Raw genomic sequence first — 23,088 nt, forward strand, 5'->3', positions numbered from 1 at the left:
GCACCCGCGCGAAAAAGCTTCAGGAGCCAAGCCGTGCATTTCGAATATAGTCAGGAAGATGAAGCGTTTCGTCAGGAAGTCAGACAGTTCTTCAAGGAACATGCGCCTGCCGACATTTCCCGCCGGTGGCGTGTCGGCGTGCATCCCCCGGCGCGCGACGATATCCGCAGGTGGCAACGCATTCTGTACGAACGCGGCTGGGGCGCGCCGCATTGGCCGCTCGAGCATGGCGGCACCGGCTGGAGCGCGCTTCGCAAGCACATTTTCATGGAAGAGCTGTATAACGCCGACGCCATGGATTACGGCTGGCAGTCCACGCAGATGGTCGCGCCCGTCATCATCGCGTTTGGCTCGGATTGGCAGAAGCAGCGTTTTCTGCAGCCGATTTTGCGCGGCGACGAGTTCTGGTGCCAGGGCTTTTCCGAGCCTAACGCAGGCTCCGATCTGGCCGGCTTGCGGACCACGGCCGTTCTCGACGGTGATGAGTACGTCGTCAACGGTCAGAAGATCTGGACCAGCGACGCCACGATCGCCGATTGGGGCTTCTTTCTCGTCAAGACCGATACGACAGTCAAGCCGCAGCGGGGCATTTCGTTCCTGCTCGTCAAGATGGACACGCCGGGCATCACCGTGCGCCCGATCGTCTCGATCGAGGGCGGCCGGGGCTTGAACGAGGTGTTCCTCGAAAACGTGCGTGTGCCGAAGTCGCATCTCGTCGGCGAGGCCGGCATGGGCTGGACCTACGCGAAGTACCTGCTCGAAAAGGAGCGCACGACCAGCGCATTCCTGTACTTCAACAAGCGCGAGCTGCAGCGCGCGAAGGATATCGCGGCCCAGGAAACGGTGGACGGTGTCCCGCTCATCGCTACGCCCGAATTCGCGCGCAAGATCGCAGAGGTCGAGGCCGACCTGCTGGCGCTCGAATGGTCCGTGCTACGTATCCTCGCCGAGGAAAAGAGCGAGCGCAATCTTGATGCCGTCGTGTCGGCGCTGAAGATCTGCGGATCGGAAATGCAACAGCGCGTGACGCAACTGCAAATCGACGCGCTAGGGCCGCGCGCCATGCGCTTCGACGATCATGGTGACGACGGCGGGGGCTTGCCTGTCGATCCCAACTGGCCCGACTACGTGGGCGGCCGAGCGTCGGGTTACCTCATCGCGCGCGCGTCCACCGTCTATGGCGGTACGCGCGAAGTGCAGAAGAACATCATTGCGAAGCTGGCATTCGGACTCTAGCCATGGACTTCAATTTCTCCGAAGAACAATCGATGCTGAAGGATGGCGTCGATCGCTACCTCCAGCAAGAGTATGGATTCGAAGCGCGGCGGCGGATCGCCGCGGGCGAAGAGGGTTTTAGCCGCGAGCGCTGGCGCGACTACGCCGAGCTCGGCTGGCTCGGGCTGACATTGCCCGAAGACGTCGGCGGCCTCGGCTGCTCATTTGTGGAAGTCGCCATCCTGATGGAGGCATTCGGGCGCGCCATGGTGCTCGAGCCGGTCGTGCAAACGGCGCTGCTATGCGCCACGATTCTCGAGCGCGGCGATGCGAAGGAAAAACGGGAGGCGCTGCTACCCGCGGTGATCGAAGGAAAATTGCTGCTTTCTCTCGCGGATAGTGAAGCGGGCAGCCGTTACAAGCTGGGCGCCCATGCGCAGACGCACGCACGCAAGACGGGCTCCGGTTATCTGATCAACGGGGCGAAGACGCTGGTTGTCGCCGGCGCCTCGGCCGACTATCTGCTCGTTACCGCGCAAATCGAAGGCATGCCACAAGGCGCGGGGGTCTTCCTCATCGAGCGTCGCGCCGCGGGGGTGACGTGCCGGCCGTACCGTCTGCTCGACGGATCGCGCGCGGCCGATATCGACCTGCGCAATGTCGAACTGGCCGACGATGCGCTGATCGTCGGCCCCGAGCGCGCGCTCGATGTGCTCAAGCAGGCGACGCAGTTAGCCATCCTCGCGAGCGTTGCCGAGAGCCTCGGCATGATGGAAGCCGTGATGGCCATCACGTCCGACTACATCAAGGGGCGTTCGCAGTTCGGACAACCGATCGGCAAGTTTCAGGCATTGCAGCACCGCATGGCGGAGATGTTCGTTGCGACCCAGGAAGCGCGCTCGATGCTCTATTGCGGCATTGCTCATCTCGACCGGCCGGCGGATGAACGCGGCCGTGTCGTCTCCGCGGCCAAGGCGGTTGCCGGACGCGCGAACCGTTTCGTCTGCGCGCAAGGAATCCAGTTGCACGGCGGCATGGGGCTCACCGAGGAATATCCCGTTGGCCACTATTTCCGCAAGATGACGATGATGGAAAAGATGTTCGGTGACATCGACTTCCATCTGGGCCGGTTGGCGGCAAGCAGCCGGACTCGATAACAATCTGATACGGAGCGAAACGGACGTGGAGCGTGTCAAGGACAAAATAGCGATCGTGACCGGGGCCGCGTCCGGCATCGGCGCCGCATGTGCCGCGATGCTTGCGGACGAGGGCGCACTGCTGGTGGTCGCCGATCTCAATCTGGAAGGCGCGCAGGCACAGGCCGGCCGCATCAGGGACGCGGGGGGGGAAGCGGTGGCCGCGCAAGTCGACATCGGCGACGAAAACTCGATCGAGGCACTGTTCGATCTCACGCTGAGGACCTGGGGCGGGCTCGACATCCTGCACAACAATGCCGCCGCTACGTCGCTCTCCACTACCGTCGATGCGGCGGTCGAAGCTGTGGACGTCGGGGTGTGGGACGACACGATGCGGATCAACCTGCGCGGCACGATGCTCGCGGCGCGCCGTGCGTTGCCGCTCATGCGCGCTCGCGGCGGCGGATCGATCATCAACACGTCGTCAGGCGCGGCCCAAGCTGGCGCGCTCGGATACAGCGCCTACGGCGTCTGCAAGGCCGGCATCGAGGCGCTGACGCGCTACATCGCCACGCAACACGGCAAGGAGGGCATACGCTGCAACGCGATCGCGCCGGGCCTGATCGTGACGCCGGTCACCCGCGCGTACTTTGCGGGGGAAACCGGCGAGATGATGTTGAGCCACCATCTCACGCCGCGCCTGGGACAGCCCGAAGACATCGCCCATGCGGTGGTCTATCTCGCGTCGGACGAGGCGGCATTCGTCACGGGCCAGGTGTTCAACGTCGATGGCGGGCTGCTGTCGCACCAGCCCTACTATGCGGACGAAATCCGTGCGCGTTCAGCCGCGGCCGCCGTTAGCAACACGGAGGGGCACGCATGACGACCGATCCCGGACTGATTGCTCGGATCGAGCGCATCGAGGCCCAGCTCGCGATTCAACAACTGCCGATGCGATACGCGCTCGCCGTCGATTCGCGGGACGTCGACAGCCTCGTGCAGTTGTTTACCGAGGACGTCGATTGCGGCCGGTGGGGCGTCGGACGCGCGGCGCTGAAGACCTTCTACAGTTCCGAACACATCCTGCGCAGCTTTTATCGAAGCATCCATCAGATCTGCGGTCAGGCGATCGAGTTCATCGATGCCGATCGCGCCACCGGCAGCGTCTATTGCCGCGCGGAGCATGAGGACAACGGCGCCTGGGTGGTGATGGCGATCTGTTACTTCGACCATTATGTGCGCCGCGATGGACAGTGGTACTTCGAGCGACGCGATGAGCAGCACTGGTATTCGACGGACTGGCTGGCTCGTCCCGGCGCGCCGCGCTTCCAAAACTGGCCGGGCAAGTATGAGGGCGAGCGCTACCAGCCGCGTCTTCCGCACCGCTTCCCGACGTGGACGACATTCTGGAGCGCGAGTGAGCAGCGCGCGATCGATGCATTGACGAGCACGCCGTAAGCGGGTTTTTTCGCTCGTCAACGACGCTGTCCGATCCGCCTGCGATCGGCACGGCGGTGACAGCCCAGCCGCGCTGAAGCCTTCCAAACGGAGCGCGCGCCCGCCGCTATGCGGTCGAACCGGGAAGACGCACCACTAGCCCATCCAGTTCCGGCGTCACGAAGACCTGGCACGTCAGGCGGCTATTTTCACGCACGTCCATCGCGCAGGTGAGCATGTCGAGCTCATAGGATTCGGCCGCCGGCATATTCCCGGCCCACGCCTCGTCGACATAGGCGTGACAGGTCGCGCAACTGCAACTGCCGCCGCAATCGCCGAGAATGCCGGGGATCTGGTTGTTCACGGCGGTCTGCATGACCGAATCGCCGATGTTGGCGGTCACGCTGGCTTCGTTCCCGTCCGGCTGTATGAATCGAATGAGCGGCATGGCTTTTGACTCTTTGGAAGTTAGTTGGACTGGGGCAGCAGACTCTTCAACGGAATCGATTCGTCGGCGAGATCGGCCGCGCGGACCGGAATTTTCTCGGCGACGAACCGCTTGGCCAGCATGAATTCCGGCGCGCGGCTCACGGTATCGGCGGCCAGCATCACGCCGTCCTTGAGATAAAACGCCGAGAACGAGCGGGTTTCGGGACTGCCGCGCAAGACGAAGTCGTCATAGCCCTGGGATAAGCCCACCATCTTGAGCTTAAGATCGTATTGATCGGACCAGAACCACGGCACGGTGTTGTAAACACGCTCCTTGCCGCACAACGACGCAGCCGCGGTGCGTGCCTGCTCCAGCGCATTGGGCACCGATTCAAGACGCAAACGGCGGCCGAGCGACGGGTTGGGGTGATTCGTGCAGTCTCCGACGGCGAAAATATCCGGATCGGAAGTACGCGTGTATTCGTCGACCACAATGCCGTTGTCGACGGCGAGACCCGCTTGCTGCGCGAGCTCGGTGGCGGGTTCCAGTCCCACGCCGACGATCACCAGATCCGCGGCGACGCGCGCGCCGTCCGCGCAGCGCACCGCGGCCACCGCGTCGCCGGACGCGTCGACTTCGAATCCGCTCACGATCGCATTCGTGCGGATGTCGACACCCGCCTCGCGGTGCACCTTCTCGTAGAAAGCGGAAAGCTCGGGCGCCGTCACGCGCGCGAGCACGCGCGGCAATGCTTCGAGCACGGTGACCTGAAGGCCGCGCTTCACCGCGACAGCCGCCACTTCCAGCCCCACGTATCCTCCGCCGATGATCACCAGGCGCGAGCCTGCATGGAACTGAGTCCGAATGCGCGAGACGTGATCGAGCGTACGAAGGTAGTGAAAGTTTTGCAGCTTCTCGATGGCTTCAATACCCGGCAAGGTAAGCCGCCGTGCCCGGCCGCCTGTCGCAAGCACGAGCTTCGTATAGCCGATTTCGCTGCCGTTGGAGAGCGTCACGCGCTTCGCGATACGGTCGATGCACTGTGCGCGCGTGCTCGGGATGAACTCGACGCGCGCCTTGTCGTATGTCGCCCGCGGTTTCAAATAAAGCTGCTCGACGGTCGATTCGCCCGACAAGAATGCCTTGGACAAAGGGGGGCGCTGATACGGCAAATGCGGTTCTTCTCCCACCATGACGATGCGGCCCGCCCATCCTTGCTCGCGGATTGCGGTCGCGCATTCGCCGGCCGCGTGCCCCGCGCCGATGATCAGCGCGGTGTTTTCTGCGTCTTCATCTGTCATGAAGCGGAACTCCGTCTCGCACGACCATGGGCACGACACACCATGGTTCTCAGTTGTTATGAATGATGTTCTATATTTTGAACGACCATCGGCTCCACTGTCAATGCTCACGAACCCGGTCGGGTTGATCCGGAGCCGACCATCCCCTCAATGCCGCCAACCGCGAAGCGGATCAAGTAGGTGCGCATGCGCTCGATATGCGACGCCGCGAGTGCGCGCGTTCCGGAACGTGCTTCTTGCGCGTACAGCTCGTTGAGTACCAGATGAAACACGGATTCGACGAAATGCTGCACCAGTTCGACGGTTTCCCGCGTCGCGCCGGGAAGGGCCTTGGCGAAGGCGTCACGGTAGCGCGCGGCGGCTGGCCCGTACTGGTCATAGAACGGTGCAGTGAGGTCGGGGCGCTCCAGAAGGCAGCCAATCTGGGTCAGCAGACGCAGGTAATTTCGCCACCCGGGGTCGCCGCTTTTCAGATGCGCAAAGGCCGGCGCGCAAAGCGCGATCACAATGGCCTCGACATGGGGCCGCTCGCCATGCGACGCAGCGAGCGCGGCGTCGAGCGATTCGATCACCTGCTGGCTGATGACGGCCGCGCGGCGGCCGATCGCCCGCTGGAACAGAGCGTCCTTGCTGCCGAAGTGGTAGCGCGCGAGGCTGAACTCCATGCCGCAGGTCTGCATGATGTCGCGAATCGACGTGCCGAAGTAGCCGTGCATCGCGAACAGCCTCTCGGCTGTGTCGAGAATGCGCTCGGGCGTCATGCTCCGTGTCGAAGCGCTCGGCTCCTCGATGGCGATCGCCGGACGACGAGCGGCGCGCGTGTTCGTGGGCGGCATGGTTTCCTTTTCATAGGGGGCGCGAACAGGAAAGTGGTTACGTTCCAGCGCATGATAAAACTTTCTTGCACAATCGTGCAAATTCGAACATAGTTCAGTTATTGGCACTTCCGAGCGAAGCCGGGGTGCTTGCTAACGAACGACTGATGGAGACACGAACTATGGCTCTCGCGCTGCGACTCGAGGACTTCGACGATCCCACGTTCAACCCGTTTTTCGAAGATTCGCTCGCGTATGGCGCCGATGCGGACCCGTATCCGCGCATTGCCGAGCTGCGCGAGAAGGCCACGGTGCAGCAAGGCGATTATCGTGTGCTGATGGGCGGGGCGGCGGACCTGACGATGTCCGATGTCGCGCACTATTCCGTATTCGGATACGACGAAGTCGCGAAGGTACTAGGCGACCCGGCCACGTTCTCGAACAAATCTTACGAGCGCAATCTCGGCATCAGCTTCGGACGCAGCATCTCGACGATGGACGCGCCTGAGCACCCGCGTTACCGCCGCATTTTCCAGAAGGCTTTTTTGCCGCATACCGTCGCGGCGTGGGGCGATACGCTGGTCGATCCGGTCGTGAGCGAGCTGATGTCGAAGTTCGTCGATCGAGGACAGGCGGATCTTGTTAACGAGTTCACCCTGCACTATCCGTTCAACATCATCTACCGGCAGCTGGCGTTGCCGCTGGAAGACGTAAAGGTATTTCACAAGCTGGCAATCGCACAGACGCTCGTGTCGATCGACGTCGAGCACGGCGTGGAGGCGTCGACTAAGCTGGGCGCCTATTTCGCGCGACTCGTCGAGGAGCGCCGCAGCAATCCGGGCGACGATCTCGTGAGTTCGCTGGCAACCGCGGAAGCGGAAGGCGAGCGGCTGCCCGATGAAGTCGTCATTTCATTCCTTCGCCAACTGGTGAATGCGGGCGGCGATACCACCTACCGCGCGACCAGTGTGCTGCTCCTTGCCCTGCTGCGCGAGCCCGCGCAGCTCGAAGCGGTCCGCCAGGATCGCTCGCTCGTCGCACCGGCGATCGAAGAAGCGCTGCGCTGGGACGGCCCGGTGCTGATGCAGTCGCGCATGGCGACGCGTGACGTCACGCTGGGCGGAGTCGATATTCCGGCGGGCGCATTTCTCGACGTCGTGGCGGGCAGCGCCAACCGCGACCCTGGCCGCTTTCCCGATCCGGACAAGTTCGATATCTACCGCAAGCCCGCCCATCGCCATTTTGCGTTTGCCTATGGGCCGCACGTGTGCATTGGCCAGCATCTCGCGCGGGTGGAGATGACGCGTGCGCTCAATGCCATTCTCGACCGCTTGCCCAATCTTCGTCTCGATCCGCACGCGCCGGCGCCGCGGATCAACGGCATCATGATGCGTGTTCCGCACGCGATTCCCGTCGTCTTCGGCTGATGAGAACGGTGCCGACTTCGAGCGAGGTCGGCCAACAAAGGACGGTGGAGACCGCATCGATGACCGAATTCGACTATATCGTCGTGGGCGCGGGCGCGGCCGGTTGCGTGCTCGCCAATCGTCTTTCGGAGAGTGGGCGCCATACGGTGCTGCTCGTCGAAGCAGGGCCCGAGGACCGCCATCCGCTGATCAGGATGCCCAAAGGCTTCGGAAAGTTGCTGGGCGACCCGGCCCACGCCTGGTTCATTCCGGTGCAGCCCGATCATGGCAACGGACACCGCAACGAAATCTGGCTGCGCGGCAAGATGCTCGGCGGCTCGAGCAGCATCAACGGCATGGTGTATATGCGCGGACATCCCGAGGACTACGACGGATGGGCCGCACTCGGCATCGAAGGCTGGGGCTGGCAGAACCTGGCGCCATGCTTCCGCCGGATCGAAGATCATGCGCTCGGCGCCGATGACTTGCGGGGCGCGGGCGGCCCGCTCAAGGTGTCGCCGCACGCACAGCGCAACCGTATCGGCGACGCCGTTCTCGAGGCGTGCCGGTCGCTCGGCGTACGACGGGTCGAGGATATCAACCGGCTCGATCACGAGGGCGTGGCTTACCTGATCTACACGATCCGCAACGGCAAGCGGCAAAGCTCGGCCGAAGCCTTTCTGAAGCCCGCGCGGGCGCGCAAGAATCTGACGGTGGTCACGGGGGCCGAAGTCACGCGCATCACGTTCGCGGGTAACCGTGCAGTCGGCGTGCAATGCAATCGCGCCGGACAGCAAGTCGCTCACCGGGCGCGCCGCGAGGTCGTGCTCTCGGCCGGCGCAATCGAGTCGCCGCGCCTTTTGCAACTGTCGGGTATCGGCGACGCCGACCATCTGCAGTCGCTTGGCGTTCCAGTCGTCGCGGCGAGCCCTGGCGTCGGGTTGAACCTGCGCGAGCACTATCTGTACATGCTTCAGGCGCGTCTGAAGCATTGGCGCGATTCGCAGAACCGGCAGTTCGGCGGCCTGCGTCTATGGCGCAATGCGATGCAGTATGCGCTGTTCCGCCGCGGCGTGATGTCGCTCGGCTCGTATCCGGTAGGCGGATTCATCAAGACGGCGCCGGATGCGACCCGCCCCGATGTTCAACTGATGATGGCGCCTTTCTCGATGGATTTCGGCGCGGCGGGCTACGCTTTTGAAGCGTTCCCGGGCATGCAGTTCTTCAGTTATCCGCTGCGTCCGCGTAGCGAGGGGTACGTGAAGATCCGATCGGCGGACCGGCAGGTGCCGCCCGAGGTCGTCGCAAACTACCTTGCGGATCCGTACGACCGGCAACTGTCCGTCAATTCGTTCAGGCTCATGCGCGGTCTGCTGTCGGCAGAGCCGCTCGCGAGCCTGGTGGCCGGCGAGACGCGCCCGGGCGCCGCGGTCCAGACCGATGACGAAATACTCGATCTCTTTCGGCGCGAAGGTCAATCCGGTTTTCACGCTTGCGGCACCTGCAAGATGGGCTCGGACCGGCTGGCGGTGCTGGACTCGCGGCTGCGGGTGCGGGGCGTCGAAGGACTGCGCGTGATGGATCTTTCCGTCACGCCGACGATGATTTCCGGCAACACCAATGGCCCCATGATGGCAATGGCTTGGCGCGCCGCCGATCTAATCCTGGAGGACGCGCGGTGAACCGTTTTGGAGACACAGATATGAACCTGGCAGTCCGAGCTTCCACCGAGCAAAATGCGATCGTACAAGAGGCGCTGGACCGGGCCACGCGGGAAGGCGGCGAAATCGGCGTGCAGGTGGCGGCCTATCTGAACGGCAAGCTCGTGATCGACGCATGGAGCGGCGTGGCCGATCCGGTCACCGGCCGCCTTGTCGATGGCGACACGCTTTTTAACGTCTACTCGGTGACGAAAGCCGTTGCGGCCACAGCGCTGCACATCCTGGCGGATCGTGGGCTCATCGAATACAGCGCGCCAGTGACGCGCTACTGGCCCGAATACGGCGCGCACGGCAAGGAGAAAACCACGGTGCGCGACGTGCTGACTCACCGAGCGTGCGTGCCGCAGATGCCCGATGGCGTGACGCCTGAGCTGATGTGCGATTGGCACTGGATGACACGTGCCATCGCGAACCTCGAGCCGCTTGCCGAGCCAGGTACAAAGACACTTTACCTTTCCATGACTTTCGGCTGGATCGTCGGCGAACTCGTTCGACGTGCCGATCCCAATAAGCGCTCGCTGGGCCGCTTCGTTCGGGAGGAGATCGCGAAGCCGCTCGGCATCGAGGATCTCTGGATCGGCATTCCTGATGAAGTCGAATCGCGCATCGCGCGCCTCACCGATGCGATGGTGCCGGTTCCACCGGAATACCTGCCGCCGCTGTTCTTGCGTTCGATGCCGAACGAGGTTGCGTTGACCCCTCGAGTCTTCGAGCGCCCGGACGTGCGTCGCGCGGAGGTGGCTGGCGTTGGCGGGATCTTCAATGCACGAAGCGAGGCGCGCTTCTGGGCGATGCTTGCATGCGGCGGCGAACTGGACGGCGTAAGGATACTATCGAAGGAACTCGTCGCCACGCTGAATACGCCTCGACCCAACAGTGAAGAGCCCGACCCGGTGATGTTCGGCTTTCCGATTCCGATCACGATCGGCGGCTTCTGGTTTGGCGGCAACCATCCGCCAGTGACGGCCGTGCATTCGCCGCGCGCATTGTGCCATCCGGGGCAGGGCAATTCGATCGGCTGGGCGGATCCGGATACCGGGCTTGCCGTCGCGATTTGCCATAACAAGCTCTTCAACCCGACCACGCCGGAAGAGGATCCGCTGCTGCCGATTGCGCTGGCGATTCGCAAGGCACTGGATCTCGAGTGATGGGAGCAAGGGTCATGGACATCGCATATTTGCAGGAATGGACCGGTCGCACGGAGACAGCGCGAGACGAGATCACCCTCACGCCGATGGCAGCGCTCGCCGCCACGCTTGACCGCGACGACCCGCCTCCTGCCCTGGGCGATGAATTGCCTCCCTTGTGGCATTGGCTCTATTTTCTGCCCGTTCATCGCCAGTCGATGGTGGGTCCGGACGGCCATCCGAAGCGTGGAGGCTTCTTGCCCCCGGTCGATTTGCCTCGTCGTATGTGGGCAGGCAGCCAACTCGAGTTTCTTCGTCCACTAAAAGCGCGTAGTGAGATTACGCGTCTTTCCTTGATCGAAAGCGTGGCGCATAAGCACGGGCGGACCGGCGATCTCGTGTTCGTCAAGGTCAAGCACGAAATCGGCGATGCTGCCGGTGTCGCGATCGTCGAACGCCAGGATATCGTCTATCGCGATCATCCGGCTGGCGGCGATCGGCCGCCGGCGCCCCAAGCCGCGCCTGCCGGTGCGCAATGGGCACGCGGGATCGCTCCCGATCCCGTGCTGTTGTTCCGCTATTCGGCGCTTACCTTGAACGGCCATCGAATTCACTACGATCGCCCCTATGCAACCAACGAGGAAGGCTATGAGGGGCTCGTCGTGCATGGCCCCCTTCTGGCGACGCTTCTGTTGGACTCCGTAAGATCGGAATTACCCAATGCACGCGTGCGATCGTTTTCGTTCCGCGCGGTCAAGCCAGTGGTGGACACCGCTCCGTTCTACGTTTGCGGCAAGCGAGAGGAGTCGGACCCAAGCACGGTGAGCTTGTGGATCGCCGGCAGTGACGGATCGTTGCGCATGGAAGCATCGGCCATTCTCGCGTAGTCGTGCTGACATTGGAGTTTTATGCGTTCCTTTTTATTTGTGCCGGCAAGCAAGCCTGAGCGATTCGGCAAGGCGCTCGATGCAGCCGCCGACGCGGTGATCGTTGACCTGGAGGATGCCGTTGCGCAGGCAGACAAAGCGTCGGCGCGTGCGCATGTCGCTCGAGCCGCGGGGACCTTTGCGGCATCGCCGGTGCGCGTACTGCTACGCGTCAATGCCGCAGGTACGGACTGGTTTGAGCGCGACCTCGAGCTTATGGCGTTGGACGGCATCGATGGCGTTGTATTGCCGAAGTCCGACAATGCCGCTGCATTGACCGCTGTTGCGGCGGCAACGACGAAACCGATTTTGCCGATCATCGAATCCGCCGAGGGCGTGTGGAATGCGTTGGACGTGGCGCGGATGCCGGGCGTCGAGCGACTTATCTTCGGCTCTGTCGACTTCGAGCTGGATCTCGATTGTGACGGCTCATGGGATGCGTTGCTGCACGCGCGCTCGCGCATCGTGCTGGCTTCGCGTGTCGCCGGTATTCAGTCGCCGGTGGATGGCGTAACCGTTGCGCTTGACGATGCGCGGCAACTCGCCGAGGACGCATCGAAAGCGCGATCGTTGGGCTTCGGCGGCAAGCTCTGCATTCATCCGCGGCAAGTCGGAGCGGTCAATGCTGCGTTCAGCCCGAGCGCGGATGAAATTGCCATGGCGCGTCGAATAGTCGAGGCGTATGAGCGCGCAGAGGGTGGTGCGGTATCCGTGGACGGGCGGATGGTGGATTTGCCGGTGTTGCTCAAGGCGAGACGCATCGTCGGTCTGTCCGATAGCGTGCGCGGCGCCGTAGAGCGGTAACGGGCTGAAGCGGCTTGCGTGGTGAACAGAGCGGGGGTTATAAGTTATCGCTTGCATCACTCCCGCGCCAAAAGCGAATGCCGTGTGGCGCGGGCGTAGTCCGGATTTGTTTAGACGGGATCCCAAGGCGTGAGTGTCATGGACGGCACGTTCGGGAAGAAGCTCGATTCGAACGCCGGCATGACCTGCTCGGCAATCGCTTCGGGCGTCCAGCCGCCGTCGCGGTGCAGCGAGCGGATCATGCGGATCTGATTGAAGAAGTAGATCTCGTTGGCGCGCACGCCGAAAATCTGGCCCGACACTTTGGCGGCCTGATCCGAGGCGAGATAGACAGCGAGCGGCGCAACCTTGCGCGACTCCATCCGCTTGAGAATCTCGACGCGTGCCTTTTGCTCGGGGGTCTCGGAAGGGATCGACGCCGTCATCGCGGTCCATGCCCAAGGTGCGATGCAGTTCGAGCGTACGTTGAATTTCGCCATGTCGAGGGCAATCGACTTCGACAGGCCGACGATACCCATCTTGGCTGCCGAGTAGTTGGCCTGCCCGATGTTGCCGATCAGCCCCGACGTGGAGGTCATATGAACGAAGCTGCCGCGATTTTGTGCCTTGAAATGGGGAGCGGCCGCGCGGGCAACGAAGAAAGAGCCGTTCAGATGAACATCGACCACCGCTTTCCACTCTTCGAGACTCATGTTGAAGAACATGCGGTCGCGCACGATGCCGGCGTTGTTCACGACGCAGTCGACGCGGCCAAAGGTATCCAGCGCGGCCTGCACGATCTTCTGTGCGCTATCCCATTCGGCGACGCTATCCGTCGAGGCGACGGCCTGCCCACCGGCTTCCTTGATCTCCGCGACGACTTTCGCGGCGGCGAATTCGCCGGTCTCGGCATGGCGGCCGAGATCGTTGACAACGACCTTGGCGCCGTTCGCCGCGAATTGCAGCGCGAAATCGCGCCCGATACCGGCTCCCGCGCCCGTTACCACTACCACCTTGTCCTTCACGAAATCGCTCACGCTTGTCTCCGTTCGATGCAGGCATTGATGTAGAAAAACTCGCCTCGGTATAATAGCAAAACTGAACGACGTTGCATAATATGAACGAAGTGCGCTCGCTGGAAATGGGCGCTTTAAATCCGGTCTCGAAGTGCTGGCCGAGTTTTGACAATTCATCCGACCGAAGACGGCGGAACAACAGGAGACGCTAGGTGAACGATACGAAAGACTGGACCGTGCCGGACCATGTTCCGCGGGAACTCGTGGTGGATTTCGACTACATGAATCCGCCCGGCGCGCAAGAAGACGTCCATCTGGCCTGGAAGACGCTGCATGCGGGGCCCGACATCGTCTGGTCGCCATACTACGGCGGACACTGGATCGCCACGCGAGGCGAGGACATCGAGGCCATGCAGAAGGATCACACCCGCTTCTCGCATCGCAGTGTCAATATTCCGCCAATCAACGAAACGCAGCTCGTGCCGCTGGAACTCGACCCGCCTGAGCACACCGCGTACCGCAACCTGATCACGCCCGCTTTCCTGCCGCAGGCGATCGCCTCGCTCGAAAACGACGTGCGCGCTCTCGCAACGGAGCTCATCGAAAAGCTCGCTCCGCGAGGCGAATGCGAGTTCGTTTCGGAGTTCGCCAAGATTCTACCGATCGTGATTTTCCTGCGTCTCGCGGATCTTCCGACGACCGATCGCGAACAGTTGCTCGAATGGGCCGAATGGGCGGTGCGCGGCAACCTCGAAGAGCGCAACGAATCGCAGCACCGGCTCATCGGTTATATCTCTACATGGGTGGAGAAACGCAAGTCCGAGGCGGGCGGCGACCTCGTGAGCCTCATCGCCAACGCGCAGATCGACGGCAATCCGATCAGCCCCGAGCGCATGTTCGGAATGTTTATCGTCGTGCTGTTCGGCGGCCTCGACACGGTCGCCTCGATGATGGGTTTCATCGCGCGCTTCCTTGCCGAAAATCCGGTTCACCGGCGTCAACTCATCGACCGTCCCGATCTGATGATTTCGTCCGTCGACGAGTTGATCCGGCGCTTTGGCGTAGCGAATACCGCGCGGCTGATCACAGAGGACATGGTCTACAAGGGCATCCAGTTTAAAAAGGGTGACCAGATCCAATTGCCGAACGCTCTTTTCGGACTCGACGACCGGAAGTTCAGCAATCCGCTTGCAGTCGACCTCACGCGTAAGCCCGTGATCCATGCGGCGTTCGGCAATGGGCCGCATCGCTGCCCAGGTTCTTTCCTCGCGCGCACGGAGATCAAGGTCTTTCTGCAGGAGTGGCTCAAGCGCATTCCCGAGTTCCGCATTCGTGAGGGCGACAAGCCGCGCTGCGGCTCGGGCTCTGTCAATGGGATGCTTTATCTGCCGCTCGCCTGGGACGTTGCGCCCTGATTCAACCCAACCATCAACGAATCATCGACGATCATGAAGAAATGGCAATGCATTTTTTGCGGGTTTTACTACGATGAGGAAGCGGGACTTCCGGCAGAGGGTATTGCGCCGGGCACCCGCTGGGAAGACGTTCCCGACGACTGGGCGTGTCCCGAGTGCGGCGCGACCAAGGCCGATTTCGTGATGATCGAGGTCGAGGCCTGATTGTCTGACTGCATGACTGTCTGAGTACTCGGGCAAGCGCACGGTGCAAAGCCGTGCGCCTCGTCGCCGGAGATCAGGCGCGCTCGAAGATGGCGGCGATACCCTGACCGCCGCCGATGCACATTGTCTCGAGCGCGTAGCGTCCCTTTCGGCGCGCAAGTTCGTGCAGGAGCGTCGTCATGATCCGCACGCCCGTCGCACCGATGGGGTGGCCGAGCGATATGCCGGAGCCGTTGACGTTGAGTCGGTCCATATCGTTCCAGTTCCAGGCTTTGAGAACGGCCAATACCTGACAGGCAAACGCTTCGTTCACCTCGACGAGATCCATCCGATCGAGTGTGAGGCCCGTGTGCGCCATGAGCTTGCGAACCGCGGGCACGGGGCCGATGCCCATACGTGACGGCTCGCACCCAGCCGCGGCCCAGCCGGTGAGCCAGGCCATCGGCTCGAGGCCCAGCGCTTCAAGGCGGTCTTCGGCGACTACAAGGCATGCGGCGGCTGCGTCGTTTTGCTGGCTCGAGTTGCCCGCTGTGACCGTGCCGCCGGATGTCAGTGCGCGGAGCTTGCCTAAGCTTTCCATGCTGGCATCAGCACGGAATCCTTCATCCTTCGCGAAAAGAAGCGGCTCGCCCTTTTTCTGAGGAATGCTGACTGAAACCACCTCTTCCGCCATCTTGCCCGATTCCCACGCCGCCGCCGCGCGTTGATGGCTGCGCAACGCATACTCGTCGGCGGCCTCGCGGCTGATGTCATAGTCGGTCGCGAGGTTTTCCGCTGTCTCGATCATGCCGGAGATATAGCCGAAGCGCGATTCCGGTTGCGAGCGCTCACGGCCGCGCGCGAGCCGATCATGGAACTGAACGGAGCCGGAGCGGGCGCCCCAGCGCATGTCCGTGCTGTAGTACTCGATGTTGCTCATGCTTTCCACGCCGCCCGCGAGCACCACGTCGGCGGCGCCGGTCTGTACCATCATCGCGGCTGTGACGAGCGCCTGCAGGCCGCCGCCGCAGCGGCGGTCCAGCTGCATGCCCGGCACTTCGACAGGCAGCCCGGCCTGCAGTGCAATCCAGCGGCCCACGCAAGGCGTTTCGCTATTCGCGTACGATTGCGCGAAGACGACGTCGTCAATGCGGGCGGGATCGACGCCTGAGCGGCGTATCGTTTCATTCGCAACGAGCGCGCCGAGCGCTTCGACGGACACGCCCCGCAGGCTACCGCCAAAGGTGCCCACAGGCGTTCGTACCGGGGAGACAATTGCTGCGCGTTTCATTGGATATTCCCTGCAGAGTGGCTGAGGCCTTTCATACGTTGCGTGGCGGCGCCCGTGTCTTCTTCGAGAGCGCGGCGGTAATCGGGGTGTGCGATGGCGAGCATGCGTTCGCGCCGTTGCCGCAGCGTCAGTCCGCGCAGATCGGCAACGCCGTATTCGGTCACGATGATGCCGGCGTCGCTGCGCGGCGTGCTGACGGGTCCGCTCAGCGAGGAGACGATTCGACTTGCGCCTTTACCCGCTGTCGACGGCAGCGCGATGATAGGAAGGCCACCGTGAGAGCGCCGAGCGCCGCGAAGAAAGTCCAGTGCACCACCCACCGCGCCTACATACATGCCGCCCGCGATTTCCGCATTGATCTGCCCGCTAACGTCGACCTCCACGGCCGAATTGATGGCGACAAAGCGATCGATGCTCGCGAGGACGTTCGCGTCGTGCGTGTAGCGCGTCGAACGAAATTGGATGGCGTCGTTGCGGTGCGCGAAGTCGTGAATGCGACGGCTGCCCATCATGACGCCGGCAACCGTTTTGCCCGTATCGACGGTTTTGCGTGCATTGTTGATGACGCCGCTTTCCATGAGATCGGCGACTTTATCGCCGATCGTCCCCGAATGAATGCCCAGGTCCCGGCGATCGGTGAGGCAAGCCAGAATCGCCTCTGGAATGGCGCCGAGGCCGAGCTGGAGGGTGGCGCCGTCTTCAATGAGGCTGGCCACGTGACGCGCGATGGCTAAATCAGTTTCGCCAGCTGCGCTGGGCGGACTGTCGGTCAGGGCTCGCGACGTGGGGAGGATGAAGTCGATATCTTCGTCGCGAAGATATCGCTCGCCATAGGTCCATGGCGCTTGCTCGTTGACTTCCGCAACGATGACGCGCGCGTGCTCGATCGCCGGAATCAGATACTCGTGCGCGATCGACAGGCTATAGCGGCCTTGCCCATCGGGCGGGGCGAGTTGAAGCAGCAGGACGTCGATGGGAAACTGGCCCGACTCCATCATCTGCGGAAACTGCGAGTAATGGCACGGGAGGATATCGAGCGCGCCCGCCTTGGCTAGCGCGCGGTTCGCGCCGGTGCCGCAGTAAGAAACGAAATCAATGCAGTCGGCGTGTTCGGGGCGGCAGGTATCGTGAGTGGCGGCGCCGAGGAAGACTCGGAACGGCCCGATGTCATGGCGCTGCTCGAGCAGCTTTCGCGTAAGCGGAAGCGGCTCGGCGTTCGATTGACCCCATGCGACGGTATCGCCCGGACGAACGACCGATGCGAAGTCGATGGCATGCGCTTCCAGCATTAAGGGCATGATGTGGGCGGGCTCAAGTGGCGCGTGCCGCAACGAGGTCGGCTTTGTTGAGTTGTCCATGCACGACTCCTGATGAGAAGAGCGCTGCAATTCGTTCTTCGCTGTAGCCGATGCTCCGCAGCACGACTTCCGTATGCTCGCCCAGTCGCGGAACGCAGAGCGGCGTCGACCCGGGCTCCCTGCGGAAATGAATCGGGTTCGCCACATGAGCGCGTCCTGATGGATCGGTCTGAATCATCTGGCGTTCGTGGGCGTGGGGATGAGCGAGCGCTTCGGCGAGCGAGAGTACCGGCGCGACGCTGATGTGACGGCCATCGAACCAGGTGAGCCATTCGTCGAGCGTGCGCGTCAAAAACGTTTCGGTCAGGAACGCGCGCACGCGCAATTGACCTTCACCGGCCGGGCCGACGGCGTCGTCAATGAGATCCGCACGGCCAAGCGGCGTGAGCAGGTTCGTGGCGAAAGCCCGTTCCCGACCGCCGAGGCAGAGCCATTTCGAATCGGCGGTCTCGTACGCGCCGAGCAACGCGAGACCGCTGTCGCCCGCGCTCTCCTCCTGCGATTGACCGCCCGATGCGTTGAGCAAGCGACCGCTAAGATAGGGCTGGGCAGTGAGCGCTGCATCGAAAAGCGAGACGTCGATATAGTCACCGCATCCCGTTTCACGCGCCCGCAGCAGCGCCATCAATACGGCTGATAGCGCCGTCAACGAACCGGCCAGGGCGGCGAGCGACGGCCCGCTGGTAATGGGCGTTCCTCGGCTATCGCGTGGCAGCGTTCCTGCCAGCGATTGAACCACCGGATCGTGCGCAGGCAGCGAGGCAAGCGGTCCCGTTTGTCCGAATGCCGTCAGCGCGCAATAGACGAGCCGCGGGTTGGTCCGGCTCACCGTCTCATAATCGATTCCGAGGCGGGCAGCCACGCCCGGCCTCGACGATTCGATGACGACGTCGGCCTCGTTCATCAGCTTCAACGCGATTCCGCGCCCTTCCGGATGCTTCAGGTCCAGTGCAATGCTGTGCTTGCCCCGGTTGATCGCCGCGAAGAACGCGCCATGCGAGCCTGGGGCGCCGCGCGTCGGGTCGCCCGTGAGCGGCTCGATCTTGATCACTTGCGCCCCGTGTTCCGCGAGATGGGCGGCGAGGAACGGACCTGGCATGAACTGCGACAAGTCGACGACGCGAAGACCTGTCAGTTTCACGAGAGAGAAGCGCTGAAGCCGAGTGGCCGGTGCGCGATGGCGACGGCTTCGTTCACGATGCGGCCGATCAATTCCGCGCAGCTCGGCAGATCGTGAATGAGGCCGGTCACGATACCCGCAGGGAAGGCGCCGCCTTCGGTTGCTCCGCTGGCGAACGCGTCCATCCAGCGGCGTGCTCCAGTCAGCGCGTAGAGGTCCGCGGGCGTGGCATTGCCACCGCGTTCCAGTTCGAGTGCGGCGAGGCTGACGCTGTTTTTGACGACACGGCTCGAATCGCCGATCGACCGGCCAACCAGAACCGTATCGCGCTCGGTTGCTTCAAGAAGACGCTGCTTGATCGCGGGATGAACCGGGGATTCCTGGGTGAGCATAAAGCGCGTGCCCATGTTGATGCCTTCGGCGCCGAGCGCGAGGGCCGCCATGAGTCCTCGCCCGTCGGCGAATCCGCCGGAAGCAAGGATGGGCACTTTTAGCTTGTCGGCCGCGGCCGGGATCAGGATCAAACCCGGGATATCGTCTTCGCCCGGGTGGCCGGCGCATTCGAAGCCGTCGATGCTGACGGCATCCGCGCCCAGCGATTCGGCCTTTACCGCGTGGCGCACGGTGACGCACTTGTGGACGACCTTGATATCGTGGGCCTTGAACTCGGCGATATATTTCGCGGGGTTGCTGCCGGCGGTCTCCACGACCTGAACACCCTGGGACACGATCGTACGAACATAGCCGTCGTAGTCGAGGCCGGCGTTGGCGCCGAGCACGGTCAGATTGACGCCGAAGGGCTTGCCCGTGAGTGAGCGCACCTTGTCGATTTCACGTGCCAGCGCATCGGCGTTCGCATGAGTGTGGGCGGAGATGAAACCCAGACCGCCTGCATTGCCAACCGCGGCCGCCAGTTCGGCCCGCGCCACCCAACGCATGCCGCCTTGAATGATGGGATATCGAATGCCGAGCAATTCGGTAATGCGATTGACATGAGGTTTCATCGCGCTTTTTATCCGGGTAAACAGTGGGGGTGCCAGAAGAACCTTCAGCAATCGCGAAACTGCGGTTTGCGTTTTTCGGCAAAGGCCGCCATGCCTTCCTTGCGGTCCTCGGTCGCGAACGTCGAGTACGCCATGCGCCGCTCGAACAGAATGCCCTCGGCGAGGCTCGACTCGTACGCGCGGTTCACACACTCTTTCGCCATGGCGACGACCGGTTGCGAGAATCGCGCGATCTCATCGGCCGATTTGAGCGCTTCTTCGACGAGTGTATCGACGGGCACGACGCGGCTCACGAGCCCGCAGCGTTCCGCTTCGACAGCATCCATCCTGCGGCCGGTGAGAATCATCTCCATCGCTTTCGACTTGCCGAGCGCACGCGTGAGACGCTGCGTCCCGCCCGCGCCCGGAATGGTCGCGAGCGTGATTTCCGGCAGGGCGAAGCGGGCGTTATCGGCCGCGAGAATGAAGTCGCACATCATGGCGAGTTCGCAGCCCCCGCCGAGCGCAAGACCCGCGACAGCCGCGATGACCGGCTTGCGGCAACGCGACGTGCGTTCCCAGTTCGAGGTGATGAACTGATTCTTGAAGACGTCCATGTACGTCCATTCGTTCATCATCTTGATGTCGGCGCCGGCGGCAAACGCTTTTTCGCTGCCGGTCAGCACGATCGCGCCGATGGCAGGATCGGATTCGAGGCGGTCGAGTGCGGCCGTCAGCTCGTCCATCAGCTGATTGTTCAACGCGTTGTAGGCTTGCGGACGATTCAGCTTGATCAAGCCGGTCTTGCCGTGAATTTCGACGATGATCGTCTCATACGCCATGGTCTTTCCTCGCGGATCAGGGTGAGCACTCGAGCCGGCATCCGGGGCGGCATCGCACGCAACCGATGCCGCTGCGGTGTGCCGTTCACGCTGCGAACGCCACGGTGCAAGTTGCCAATTAACTGAACGACGTTTATCATTCTGAATGCGAGGTCCGGCTTTGTCAAATCCAGCCTGAAGTCGGATTGCTAACGGAAAACACCGCGAGGAGACAGTGCATGACGACTCGTCACGAAGACGGACAGATTCGCGTTGAACAGCGCGGGAACCTGCTCCTGATTGGAATCGACCGGCCGGAAAAACGCAACGGTTTCACCCCGAAGATGTTCAGTGAGCTGGCAAAGGCGTACACGCAGCTCGAGAAGAGTCCCGATCTTTTCTGCGGCCTGGTCTACGCAGAGGGCGATCATTTCACGGCAGGACTGGATATGCCCAAGATTGCCCCGTTGCGCCGCGAGGGGAAACCCTTGCTTCCGGAGGGCGAGGTCGATCCGTTCAACCTGCGTGCGCCGCTGCGCACCAAGCCAGTCGTTATCGCACTCAAAGGAATCTGCTTTACCGTCGCCGTCGAATTGATGCTCGCTTCGGAGGTGGCCGTGGCGGCGGACAACTGCCGTTTCTCCCAGCTTGAAGTGAAGCGGGGGATCATGGCAGGTTGTGGTGCGACATTCCGCATGGTCCAGCGCGCCGGGTGGGGCAACGCAATGAAGGTGCTGCTTACCGGAGACGAATTTACGGCGGAAGAAGCGCGACACATGAACTTCGTGCAAGACGTCGTGCCTGCCGGTCAAGAGTTCGAGCGAGCGCTCGCTATCGCGGAGCGAATCGCGGCGCAGGCGCCTCTCGCCGTGCAGGCTACGATGAACAACGCACGCATTTCGCTGGGACAGGGCTGGCAGGAGGCCTATGCAAAGATTCAGTCGACCCAGCAGTTTCTCTACAACACGGAAGATGCGAAGGAAGGCGTTCAGTCTTTCATCGAAAAGCGTACGGCGAAGTTCGTTGGGCGCTAAAGCACGGCGGCCGGCGCGGCCGATTTGAATTCAAGGGGCGATTCGATATGACAAAAGGCGCGTTGGCGGGGGTTCGCGTACTCGACTTGAGCCGTATTCTCGCGGGGCCTTGGGGCGCGCAGATGCTCGCTGATCTCGGCGCAGAGGTCATCAAGGTCGAGCGGCCGGGCAAAGGGGACGATTCCCGACAATTCGGTCCCCCGTTTCTCATGGATCGAGAGGGAAGCGTCACGCGTGAGTCGACGTTTTTCATCAGCGCGAACCGCGGCAAGAAATCGATCACGTGCGATATCTCCACGTCCGATGGTCAAGCCCTGATCCGCTCGCTTGTCGCGCACTGCGATGTGCTGCTCGAGAACTATAAGGTCGGTGATTTGAAGCGCTACAGTCTCGATTACGAGAGCCTCAAGCTTGTCAATCCGCGCCTGATTTACTGCTCGATTACGGGATTCGGGCAGACCGGACCCTACAGCCCCCGGCCGGGCTACGACTCGATTTTTCAGGCGATGGGCGGCCTGATGAGCATCACCGGCAACAGCGACGACGTGCCGGGGGGCGGCCCCATGAAAACGGGGCCTAGCCTTGCAGACATCTTGTGCGGTCAGTATGCGGCGTCGGCCATCATCGCTGCGCTCTATCATCGCGACGCGGCGCAAGGCGGTAGTGGAGAGGGGCAGTACATCGACTTGGCGTTGCTCGATTCGATGATCGCCGCCACCTCGCACTATGCGAGTCAGTATCTCGTGTCGGGCGAAATTCCAATCCGGCGCGGCACGGAAGGCAACGGTGGCATGCCGTCTCGCATGTTCCGCTGTGCCGATCGCGACATCATGATCGTTGCCGGCAACAATGAGCAATACGCTCGGATGTGCAACGTCCTCGGGCATCCCGAGCTTGCAAGCGATCCGCGATTCAGTGAGATAGCGCTACGCGTCAAGAATCGTCGCGCGCTCGGCGAGGTGTTCGAGCCGCTGATCGCCAAATGGCGGAGCGATGAACTGCTCCGGGCGCTCGACGCCGCGGGCGTCCCGGCTGGCCCGATCAACGACCTGCAACAGGTGTTTGCCGATCCGCATGTGCAGGCGCGCGCCATGTGCGTCGAAGTTGCGCATCCGCTCACTGACGAGCCCGTTCGCATGGTTGCCAATCCGGTCAAGATGTCGGGCACGCCGATCGATTCCTATGCGCCGCCGCCGATGCTGGGACAGCATACGAACGACGTGCTGCGCGACCTGTTAGGTATGTCCGAATCTGACATCGATAGCCTGCGCGAGAAAAAGGTTCTGTAGTTGACGGAAGTCCAACGCGGGGGATTCCTTGCGGATCCGCCCATTTATGTGCCGTGACTCTCAGTAAGGAATGCGAATGGACAATCAGGAACCGGAGAATATCAGCGTGAGTGACAATCACGAAGTCGCCGCCGCCAATTCACATTGGCAAAACGTGCATGAAGGACAGGGTTCCCGCGCCCCCGCGAAACTACCTCCTGCGAACTGGGCGTGGGCCGCGAACAATACAAGCTTCGATTGGATGGACTGGCATTTGCCGGAGTTCGAGCCGATCTGACTGG

General features: G+C 62.5%; 23 protein-coding genes. 14 read left to right on the top strand and 9 right to left on the bottom strand.

What is annotated here, in order from left to right; genetic code table 11:
- Window positions 1-33: 33 nt before the first annotated feature.
- From C9I57_RS20455 to C9I57_RS20470, 4 genes are read left to right on the top strand one after another with little or no spacing between them, the layout of a single operon-like run.
- Window positions 34-1,236, top strand: coding sequence for an acyl-CoA dehydrogenase family protein (locus tag C9I57_RS20455; RefSeq protein ID WP_107152458.1), 1,203 nt, complete (start codon window positions 34-36; stop codon window positions 1,234-1,236).
- A 2-nt stretch (window positions 1,237-1,238) separates the two neighbouring features.
- Window positions 1,239-2,372, top strand: a complete 1,134-nt coding sequence (locus C9I57_RS20460; protein WP_107152459.1) for an acyl-CoA dehydrogenase family protein — start codon at window positions 1,239-1,241, stop codon at window positions 2,370-2,372.
- Window positions 2,320-3,234, top strand: a complete 915-nt coding sequence (locus C9I57_RS20465; protein ID WP_258187744.1) for an SDR family oxidoreductase — start codon at window positions 2,320-2,322, stop codon at window positions 3,232-3,234. The genes C9I57_RS20460 and C9I57_RS20465 overlap by 53 nt, the downstream gene beginning before the upstream one ends.
- Window positions 3,231-3,809, top strand: coding sequence for a nuclear transport factor 2 family protein (locus C9I57_RS20470; RefSeq protein WP_107152460.1), 579 nt, complete (start codon window positions 3,231-3,233; stop codon window positions 3,807-3,809). Before C9I57_RS20465 ends, C9I57_RS20470 begins: the two co-directional genes overlap by 4 nt.
- Before the next feature lie 106 nt (window positions 3,810-3,915).
- On the opposite strand, the gene C9I57_RS20475 is transcribed toward C9I57_RS20470, so the two are convergent.
- The 3 genes from C9I57_RS20475 to C9I57_RS20485 form a co-directional block, all read right to left on the bottom strand.
- Window positions 3,916-4,236 carry a 2Fe-2S iron-sulfur cluster-binding protein gene (locus C9I57_RS20475; protein WP_107152461.1) on the bottom strand — a complete coding sequence of 107 codons (321 nt, stop codon included), beginning with the start codon at window positions 4,234-4,236 and terminating at the stop codon, window positions 3,916-3,918.
- Between the two features lie 20 nt (window positions 4,237-4,256).
- Window positions 4,257-5,519 (bottom strand): NAD(P)/FAD-dependent oxidoreductase, encoded by a 1,263-nt coding sequence (locus C9I57_RS20480; RefSeq protein WP_107152462.1) that lies wholly within the window; start codon window positions 5,517-5,519, stop codon window positions 4,257-4,259.
- 107 nt (window positions 5,520-5,626) lie between these two features.
- Window positions 5,627-6,280, bottom strand: a complete 654-nt coding sequence (locus C9I57_RS20485) for a TetR/AcrR family transcriptional regulator (RefSeq protein WP_258187745.1) — start codon at window positions 6,278-6,280, stop codon at window positions 5,627-5,629.
- Window positions 6,281-6,516: 236 nt separating this feature from the next.
- On the opposite strand from C9I57_RS20485, the gene C9I57_RS20490 reads away from it, so the two are divergent.
- The 5 genes from C9I57_RS20490 to C9I57_RS20510 are packed head-to-tail and all read left to right on the top strand — an operon-like array spanning window position 6,517 to window position 12,318.
- Window positions 6,517-7,761 carry a cytochrome P450 gene (locus C9I57_RS20490; protein WP_107152464.1) on the top strand — a complete coding sequence of 415 codons (1,245 nt, stop codon included), beginning with the start codon at window positions 6,517-6,519 and terminating at the stop codon, window positions 7,759-7,761.
- A 59-nt stretch (window positions 7,762-7,820) separates the two neighbouring features.
- A complete protein-coding gene (locus tag C9I57_RS20495) occupies window positions 7,821-9,422 on the top strand; it encodes a GMC family oxidoreductase (RefSeq protein WP_107152596.1) in 1,602 nt (533 codons plus the stop codon).
- Window positions 9,423-9,442: 20 nt separating this feature from the next.
- Window positions 9,443-10,609 carry a serine hydrolase domain-containing protein gene (locus C9I57_RS20500; RefSeq protein ID WP_107152465.1) on the top strand — a complete coding sequence of 389 codons (1,167 nt, stop codon included), beginning with the start codon at window positions 9,443-9,445 and terminating at the stop codon, window positions 10,607-10,609.
- Window positions 10,610-10,623: 14 nt separating this feature from the next.
- Window positions 10,624-11,475, top strand: coding sequence for an FAS1-like dehydratase domain-containing protein (locus C9I57_RS20505; RefSeq protein ID WP_107152466.1), 852 nt, complete (start codon window positions 10,624-10,626; stop codon window positions 11,473-11,475).
- 21 nt (window positions 11,476-11,496) lie between these two features.
- Window positions 11,497-12,318: an HpcH/HpaI aldolase/citrate lyase family protein gene (locus tag C9I57_RS20510; RefSeq protein ID WP_107152467.1), complete on the top strand. Its 822-nt coding sequence runs from the start codon at window positions 11,497-11,499 to the stop codon at window positions 12,316-12,318.
- A 110-nt stretch (window positions 12,319-12,428) separates the two neighbouring features.
- Here C9I57_RS20510 and C9I57_RS20515 read toward each other — a convergent pair whose 3' ends face one another.
- On the bottom strand, window positions 12,429-13,334 hold the full coding sequence (locus tag C9I57_RS20515; protein WP_107152468.1) for an SDR family NAD(P)-dependent oxidoreductase: 906 nt from the start codon (window positions 13,332-13,334) through the stop codon (window positions 12,429-12,431).
- 191 nt (window positions 13,335-13,525) lie between these two features.
- Between C9I57_RS20515 and C9I57_RS20520 the strand changes: the two genes are divergently transcribed.
- Both C9I57_RS20520 and C9I57_RS20525 read left to right on the top strand, forming a co-directional pair.
- A complete protein-coding gene (locus C9I57_RS20520; RefSeq protein ID WP_107152469.1) occupies window positions 13,526-14,728 on the top strand; it encodes a cytochrome P450 in 1,203 nt (400 codons plus the stop codon).
- A 33-nt stretch (window positions 14,729-14,761) separates the two neighbouring features.
- Window positions 14,762-14,932, top strand: a complete 171-nt coding sequence (locus C9I57_RS20525; RefSeq protein ID WP_107152470.1) for a rubredoxin — start codon at window positions 14,762-14,764, stop codon at window positions 14,930-14,932.
- A gap of 73 nt (window positions 14,933-15,005) precedes the next feature.
- Here the strand turns inward: C9I57_RS20525 and C9I57_RS20530 are convergent, their stop codons facing one another.
- From C9I57_RS20530 to C9I57_RS20550, 5 genes are read right to left on the bottom strand one after another with little or no spacing between them, the layout of a single operon-like run.
- Entirely contained in the window at window positions 15,006-16,202 is a 1,197-nt protein-coding gene (locus C9I57_RS20530; RefSeq protein WP_107152471.1) for an acetyl-CoA C-acetyltransferase, read from the bottom strand.
- The gene (locus C9I57_RS20535; protein ID WP_107152472.1) at window positions 16,199-17,500 is read right to left on the bottom strand and encodes an acetyl-CoA hydrolase/transferase family protein; all 1,302 of its coding nucleotides are present in this window, start codon (window positions 17,498-17,500) and stop codon (window positions 16,199-16,201) included. The genes C9I57_RS20530 and C9I57_RS20535 overlap by 4 nt, the downstream gene beginning before the upstream one ends.
- Before the next feature lie 13 nt (window positions 17,501-17,513).
- The gene (locus C9I57_RS20540; RefSeq protein WP_107152473.1) at window positions 17,514-18,701 is read right to left on the bottom strand and encodes a CaiB/BaiF CoA transferase family protein; all 1,188 of its coding nucleotides are present in this window, start codon (window positions 18,699-18,701) and stop codon (window positions 17,514-17,516) included.
- Window positions 18,698-19,696: a nitronate monooxygenase gene (locus C9I57_RS20545; protein ID WP_258187759.1), complete on the bottom strand. Its 999-nt coding sequence runs from the start codon at window positions 19,694-19,696 to the stop codon at window positions 18,698-18,700. Before C9I57_RS20545 ends, C9I57_RS20540 begins: the two co-directional genes overlap by 4 nt.
- 32 nt (window positions 19,697-19,728) lie before the next feature.
- Window positions 19,729-20,505 (bottom strand): enoyl-CoA hydratase, encoded by a 777-nt coding sequence (locus tag C9I57_RS20550; protein WP_107152475.1) that lies wholly within the window; start codon window positions 20,503-20,505, stop codon window positions 19,729-19,731.
- Window positions 20,506-20,723: 218 nt separating this feature from the next.
- Here C9I57_RS20550 and C9I57_RS20555 point away from each other — a divergent pair, with 218 nt between their 5' ends.
- From C9I57_RS20555 to C9I57_RS20565, 3 genes are all read left to right on the top strand, one after another.
- A complete protein-coding gene (locus tag C9I57_RS20555; RefSeq protein WP_107152476.1) occupies window positions 20,724-21,518 on the top strand; it encodes a crotonase/enoyl-CoA hydratase family protein in 795 nt (264 codons plus the stop codon).
- Between the two features lie 47 nt (window positions 21,519-21,565).
- Window positions 21,566-22,807, top strand: coding sequence for a CaiB/BaiF CoA transferase family protein (locus C9I57_RS20560; RefSeq protein ID WP_107152477.1), 1,242 nt, complete (start codon window positions 21,566-21,568; stop codon window positions 22,805-22,807).
- Window positions 22,808-22,883: 76 nt separating this feature from the next.
- Complete coding sequence (locus C9I57_RS20565) at window positions 22,884-23,084, top strand: hypothetical protein (RefSeq protein WP_107152478.1); 201 nt, start codon at window positions 22,884-22,886, stop codon at window positions 23,082-23,084.
- Window positions 23,085-23,088 lie beyond the last annotated feature (4 nt).

Source organism: Trinickia symbiotica, from assembly GCF_003028655.1.
Classification (GTDB): Bacteria; Pseudomonadota; Gammaproteobacteria; order Burkholderiales; family Burkholderiaceae; genus Trinickia; species Trinickia symbiotica_A.

What these genes read in the sequence shown, in the direction of transcription:
- C9I57_RS20460 (WP_107152459.1), top strand. Translation starts at nt 1,239, where the DNA reads ATGGACTTCAATTTCTCCGAAGAACAATCGATGCTGAAGGATGGCGTC.
- C9I57_RS20470 (WP_107152460.1), top strand. Translation starts at nt 3,231, where the DNA reads ATGACGACCGATCCCGGACTGATTGCTCGGATCGAGCGCATCGAGGCC.
- C9I57_RS20475 (WP_107152461.1), bottom strand. Translation starts at nt 4,236, where the DNA reads ATGCCGCTCATTCGATTCATACAGCCGGACGGGAACGAAGCCAGCGTG.
- C9I57_RS20480 (WP_107152462.1), bottom strand. Translation starts at nt 5,519, where the DNA reads ATGACAGATGAAGACGCAGAAAACACCGCGCTGATCATCGGCGCGGGG.
- C9I57_RS20485 (WP_258187745.1), bottom strand. Translation starts at nt 6,280, where the DNA reads ATGACGCCCGAGCGCATTCTCGACACAGCCGAGAGGCTGTTCGCGATG.
- C9I57_RS20490 (WP_107152464.1), top strand. Translation starts at nt 6,517, where the DNA reads ATGGCTCTCGCGCTGCGACTCGAGGACTTCGACGATCCCACGTTCAAC.
- C9I57_RS20495 (WP_107152596.1), top strand. Translation starts at nt 7,821, where the DNA reads ATGACCGAATTCGACTATATCGTCGTGGGCGCGGGCGCGGCCGGTTGC.
- C9I57_RS20500 (WP_107152465.1), top strand. Translation starts at nt 9,443, where the DNA reads ATGAACCTGGCAGTCCGAGCTTCCACCGAGCAAAATGCGATCGTACAA.
- C9I57_RS20505 (WP_107152466.1), top strand. Translation starts at nt 10,624, where the DNA reads ATGGACATCGCATATTTGCAGGAATGGACCGGTCGCACGGAGACAGCG.
- C9I57_RS20510 (WP_107152467.1), top strand. Translation starts at nt 11,497, where the DNA reads ATGCGTTCCTTTTTATTTGTGCCGGCAAGCAAGCCTGAGCGATTCGGC.
- C9I57_RS20525 (WP_107152470.1), top strand. Translation starts at nt 14,762, where the DNA reads ATGAAGAAATGGCAATGCATTTTTTGCGGGTTTTACTACGATGAGGAA.
- C9I57_RS20530 (WP_107152471.1), bottom strand. Translation starts at nt 16,202, where the DNA reads ATGAAACGCGCAGCAATTGTCTCCCCGGTACGAACGCCTGTGGGCACC.
- C9I57_RS20535 (WP_107152472.1), bottom strand. Translation starts at nt 17,500, where the DNA reads ATGCCCTTAATGCTGGAAGCGCATGCCATCGACTTCGCATCGGTCGTT.
- C9I57_RS20550 (WP_107152475.1), bottom strand. Translation starts at nt 20,505, where the DNA reads ATGGCGTATGAGACGATCATCGTCGAAATTCACGGCAAGACCGGCTTG.
- C9I57_RS20555 (WP_107152476.1), top strand. Translation starts at nt 20,724, where the DNA reads ATGACGACTCGTCACGAAGACGGACAGATTCGCGTTGAACAGCGCGGG.
- C9I57_RS20560 (WP_107152477.1), top strand. Translation starts at nt 21,566, where the DNA reads ATGACAAAAGGCGCGTTGGCGGGGGTTCGCGTACTCGACTTGAGCCGT.
- C9I57_RS20565 (WP_107152478.1), top strand. Translation starts at nt 22,884, where the DNA reads ATGGACAATCAGGAACCGGAGAATATCAGCGTGAGTGACAATCACGAA.